The 4,141-nt window shown below is 69.1% G+C and carries 5 protein-coding genes and 1 pseudogene; 2 read left to right on the top strand and 4 right to left on the bottom strand.

Annotation, left to right across the window (positions count from 1 at the left end):
- Positions 1 to 148: 148 nt before the first annotated feature.
- The gene (locus HUU95_RS09850) at positions 149 to 1,147 is read left to right on the top strand and encodes an adenosine kinase (protein WP_174279956.1); all 999 of its coding nucleotides are present in this window, start codon (positions 149 to 151) and stop codon (positions 1,145 to 1,147) included.
- Between the two features lie 43 nt (positions 1,148 to 1,190).
- On the opposite strand, the gene HUU95_RS09855 is transcribed toward HUU95_RS09850, so the two are convergent.
- Together HUU95_RS09855 and HUU95_RS09860 are read right to left on the bottom strand one after the other, a co-directional pair.
- Entirely contained in the window at positions 1,191 to 2,771 is a 1,581-nt protein-coding gene (locus HUU95_RS09855) for an amino acid permease (RefSeq protein WP_254602728.1), read from the bottom strand.
- 84 nt (positions 2,772 to 2,855) lie between these two features.
- Positions 2,856 to 3,233 (bottom strand): HIT domain-containing protein, encoded by a 378-nt coding sequence (locus HUU95_RS09860; protein WP_174279957.1) that lies wholly within the window; start codon positions 3,231 to 3,233, stop codon positions 2,856 to 2,858.
- A gap of 213 nt (positions 3,234 to 3,446) precedes the next feature.
- Between HUU95_RS09860 and HUU95_RS09865 the strand changes: the two genes are divergently transcribed.
- Positions 3,447 to 3,587, top strand: a complete 141-nt coding sequence (locus tag HUU95_RS09865; protein WP_174279958.1) for a hypothetical protein — start codon at positions 3,447 to 3,449, stop codon at positions 3,585 to 3,587.
- Between the two features lie 75 nt (positions 3,588 to 3,662).
- On the opposite strand, the gene HUU95_RS09870 is transcribed toward HUU95_RS09865, so the two are convergent.
- Positions 3,663 to 3,989, bottom strand: coding sequence for a phosphoribosyl-ATP diphosphatase (locus HUU95_RS09870; protein ID WP_174279959.1), 327 nt, complete (start codon positions 3,987 to 3,989; stop codon positions 3,663 to 3,665).
- 46 nt (positions 3,990 to 4,035) lie between these two features.
- Positions 4,036 to 4,141: pseudogene (locus HUU95_RS14580) on the bottom strand (imidazole glycerol phosphate synthase subunit HisF); the annotation flags it as partial.

The following is a 4,141-nucleotide window of genomic DNA, read 5'->3' on the forward strand; positions in this document are numbered from 1 at the left end:
TGCCGGCGTCGCGCGGCGGGCGCGTGCCAGCGCCGCACGCGGCGAGCGGCAGGGCGGCGAGGAGCGCGAGCGGCTTCATCGACCAAGGCGGGTATCGCGGCCGATCCGGTATCGCTAGGGGCCACGTTTCCCTATCCCGGAGCCCGTCTTGAATCAGCCCCGCTACGACGTGGTCGCGATCGGCAACGCCATCGTCGACGTCCTCGCCCCCGCCGATGACGGCTTTCTCGCCCGGCACGCGATGACCAAAGGGCAGATGCAGCTGGTCTTCTCGCCCGAGGAGGCAGACGCGCTATATGCCGCGATGCGCGAGGGCGAGACCGTGTCGGGCGGGTCGGCGGCGAACACGATCGCGGGCATGGCGATGCTGGGCTCGGCCTGCGCCTTCATCGGGCAGGTCGCCGACGACGAATTGGGTCGCGTCTTCGCTGGCGACATCCAGGCGGGCGGCATCCGCTTCGACGTGCCCGCGCGTGAGGGTCAGCCGACCACGGGCCGCTGCCTGATCCTGGTCACGCCGGACGGGCAGCGGACGATGAACACCTTTCTGGGCGCGTCGCATTACCTGCCGGCGGCGGCGCTCGACCGCGCGCTGATCGCCGACGCGGCGTACCTGTATATCGAAGGCTATCTGTGGGATCCCGAGGAGCCGCGCGCGGCGATGCGGGCGGCGATCCAGGTCGCCAAGGGCGCGGGGCGCAAGGTCGCGTTCACCACCTCGGCCGAGTTCGTGATCGATCGGCACCGGGGTGATTTCCACCAGTTGCTCGACGACGGATCGATCGACCTGTTGTTCGCCAACGAGGCGGAGCTGGTCAGCCTGACGCAGGCGGCGGATGTCGAGGCGGCGATCGCCTGGGCCGCGCCCAAGGTCGAGTGTCTGGTGGTGACGCTGGCCGAGCGGGGTGCGCTGGCGGTGCGCGGGGGCGAGCGGGTGACGGTGGCGGCGGCGCCGGTCGCGGCGGTGGTGGACACGACCGGCGCGGGCGACCTGTTCGCGGCCGGGTTCCTCCATGGCCAGACGCATGGGCTGGCGCTGGAGGACAGCCTCAAGCTCGGCGCGATCTGCGCGGCCGAGGTGATCGGCCATGTCGGCGCGCGGCCCGTGGCGGACCTGAAGGCGCTGGCGGGCGAGCTGGCCGGCTGACGGCGTCGCTAAGACTGCGGCGCGGATCGCTCCTGATCGTACCCTAACGCACCGGCGGTTTCATCGCGCCGACGGGATCGGCGTCGGCGTCGCTATCGAGGCCATGATAGAGTCGGCTGTTGCGCATCCCATAGACGAAATAGAGGATGATGCCGCCCAACGTATACCAGCCGAAGAAGACCAGCACGCGCGTTTCGACGGTGAAGATCAGCGCGATGCAGGCGATGATCCCCAAGGCCGGCAGCACGGGATATAATGGCACCGCGAAACCACGCGGGATGTCCGGGTGCGTGCGACGGAGCCAGATCACCGACAAGCAGACGATCGCGAACGCCGCCAGCGTGCCTACCGATGTCATGTCGCCCAACGTGTTGATGTCGAAGAACGCCGCCGCGATGGCGGTGATCAGGCCGACCAGGATGGTGTTGACCCACGGTGTCTTGAACCGCGCATGGACGGTCGCGAACACGCGAGGCAGGAGGCCGTCCCGCGCCATCGTGTAGAAGATGCGCGTCTGGCCGTACATCAGCACCAGCACGACCGACGTCAGGCCGACGATCGCGCCCGCCTTCACCAGCTTGGCGAACCAGGCCCATTTCGGCCCCAGCGCGTCGACCGCGACCGCGACCGGATCCGGAACGTTGAGCGTCTTGTAGTTGACGATCAGCGTCATGACGATCGACACGAGGATGTAGATCGCGGTGCAGGCGAACAACGAGCCGAGCAGCCCGATGGGCATGTCCTTCTTGGGGTCCTTGGCTTCCTGCCCGGCGGTCGAGACCGCCTCGAAGCCGATATAGGCGAAGAACACGATCGACGCGGCGCGCAGGATGCCGCCCCAGCCGAACTTGCCTTCCTCACCGGTGGCGGGCGGAATGAACGGGCTCCAGTTCGCCTTCAACGTGCCGAAGTGCGCGACGACATAGCCGCCGCAGATCAGGATGAAGGCGATGATCACCGTCAACTTGATCGCGACGATGACGTTGTTGACCTTGGCGCTCTCCGACACTCCGACGACCAGCAATGCGGTCATCGCCGCGCAGATCAGGAAGGCAGGCAGGTTGAACAGGTAGGTCATGGTCTGGCCGTTCAAGAGCGCCGGCACCATGTCGTTACCGACGCTGCGCATGACGACATGGCCGGTCGGGCCGGTCAGCTGCACGGGAATGACGATGCCGAAGTCACCGAGCAGGCTGACGACATACCCGGCCCAGCCAACCGCCACGACCGACGCCGCCAGGCCATATTCGAGCAGCAGCAACGCCCCCATGATCCAGGCGGCGAACTCGCCGATCGTCGTATAGCTGTAGGTGTAGGCCGAGCCCGAGACGGGCAGGGTCGACGACAGCTCCGCATAGCAAAGCCCTGCCAGCGCGCAGACCACGCCGGCGATCAGGAATGAGATCAGCACGGCGGGGCCGGCATGAAGCGATGCGGCGCTGCCGGTCCGGACGAAGATACCCGCGCCGATGATGCAGCCGATGCCGAGAAAGACCAAATTCCACGGCCCCAGCGTCCGCTTCAACTCGCTGGTCTGGGTTTCGCGCTGCACCTGTTCGACGGTCTTCCGCAAACCCATGCGGGCCAGCAGCCCCATCCCACCATCGGCCGGTCTGGTCGCCATTCAGAAACTCCCTTTGCCGCGCCCGGGCGGTCCGCATTTCGTTGCAATGCAAAGCGTAGCGGCAACGCGCCTTCGCGCAACCGCTTATCGCGCCAGCATCGGCCCGAGCGGGGCGCCGCCGAACAGGTGGACGTGGAGGTGCGCCACCTCCTGCCCGCCATCGCCGCCCGTGTTGGCGAGCAGGCGATAGCCGGGCGCGACCAGCCCGCGCGCGCGGGCGACCGTGCCCACGGCGCGGACGAAGCCGGTGATCTCGTCGGCGGACGCGTTGGCGGCGAAGTCGTCCCACGAGACGTACGCGCCGCGCGGGATCACCAGGATGTGCTCCGGCGCCTGCGGCGCGATGTCGTGGAACGCGACAGCCCACTCGTCCTCGTACACGCGTCGCGAGGGGATCTCGTCGCGCAGGAGGCGGGCGAAGATGTTCGCAGGATCATAGGGCAGGGTGGCGTCGATCGGCATCGGGCGGCGTTCCCAAAGTTACACGCGCAACGGCGCGAGTTCGCGACAAGTCGAGGCGCCCGAAGGTGACAAGGGTTAGTCGCGAGCGGCGGTGTCGGGCGCATGGCTCGCGATATCGCAGACCCGGCGCGGGTGGGACAGCCCGAGTCACTTGGGTTGGCGACGACGCCGGCGGGGACGTCCATGCCGCCGCCTCACCGGCGGAGACGACCCATGCCCGATCAGCCCACCGACGATGAAGACGCCACCGGCGATCATGCGAAGGACGAGGGGGAACAACAGGCGGGCGGCAAGACGCAGGAACTGACCAAGGCCGGCCGCCCCGATTTCGACCCCAATGCCGGCGCCGACTGAGCGGCGCCGGCTAAAGCCATCGCGCGACCCCGCGACCTGACGCCGGCACCAGCACGGGCGCGGCGTGCTGACGGCTCACCCGCGCGCGGCCTTCTCCGCGAGCCCGGACATGCCCTCACGCCGCGCCAACTCCGCGCGCACGTCGTCCAGCGTCAGGCCGGCGTCGGCGAGGAGGACCAGCAGGTGGTAGAGCAGGTCGGCGGCCTCGGGGACGATGGCGGCCGGGTCGTCGCCCATCGCGGCGATGACGCATTCCACCGCCTCCTCCCCCAGCTTCTGCGCGATGCGCGCGCGGCCGCGCGCGAACAGGTGCGCGGTGTAGGAACCGCCGGCTCCTGACGGTGCGGGCGCGTCGCGGCGGGCGGTGATCGTGGCGGCGAGGCGATCGAGCGGGTCGTCCATGGCAGATTGCTGGCGCGCGCGGCCGTGGGGGTCAACCCGGCGGCAGTTAAGAAGCGGCGAGCGGCCGGCGGACGGGCACGCCGGCGGCGGCGAGCGCGCGGTGCGCGTCGGCGATGCTGGCCTCGCCGAAGTGGAAGATCGAGGCGGCGAGG

This window comes from Sphingomonas bacterium, assembly GCF_903643065.1.
GTDB lineage: Bacteria > Pseudomonadota > Alphaproteobacteria > Sphingomonadales > Sphingomonadaceae > Sphingomonas.

What these genes read in the sequence shown, in the direction of transcription:
- HUU95_RS09860 (WP_174279957.1), bottom strand. Translation starts at nt 3,233, where the DNA reads ATGCCGATCGACGCCACCCTGCCCTATGATCCTGCGAACATCTTCGCC.
- HUU95_RS09870 (WP_174279959.1), bottom strand. Translation starts at nt 3,989, where the DNA reads ATGGACGACCCGCTCGATCGCCTCGCCGCCACGATCACCGCCCGCCGC.
- HUU95_RS09855 (WP_254602728.1), bottom strand. Translation starts at nt 2,771, where the DNA reads ATGGCGACCAGACCGGCCGATGGTGGGATGGGGCTGCTGGCCCGCATG.
- HUU95_RS09865 (WP_174279958.1), top strand. Translation starts at nt 3,447, where the DNA reads ATGCCCGATCAGCCCACCGACGATGAAGACGCCACCGGCGATCATGCG.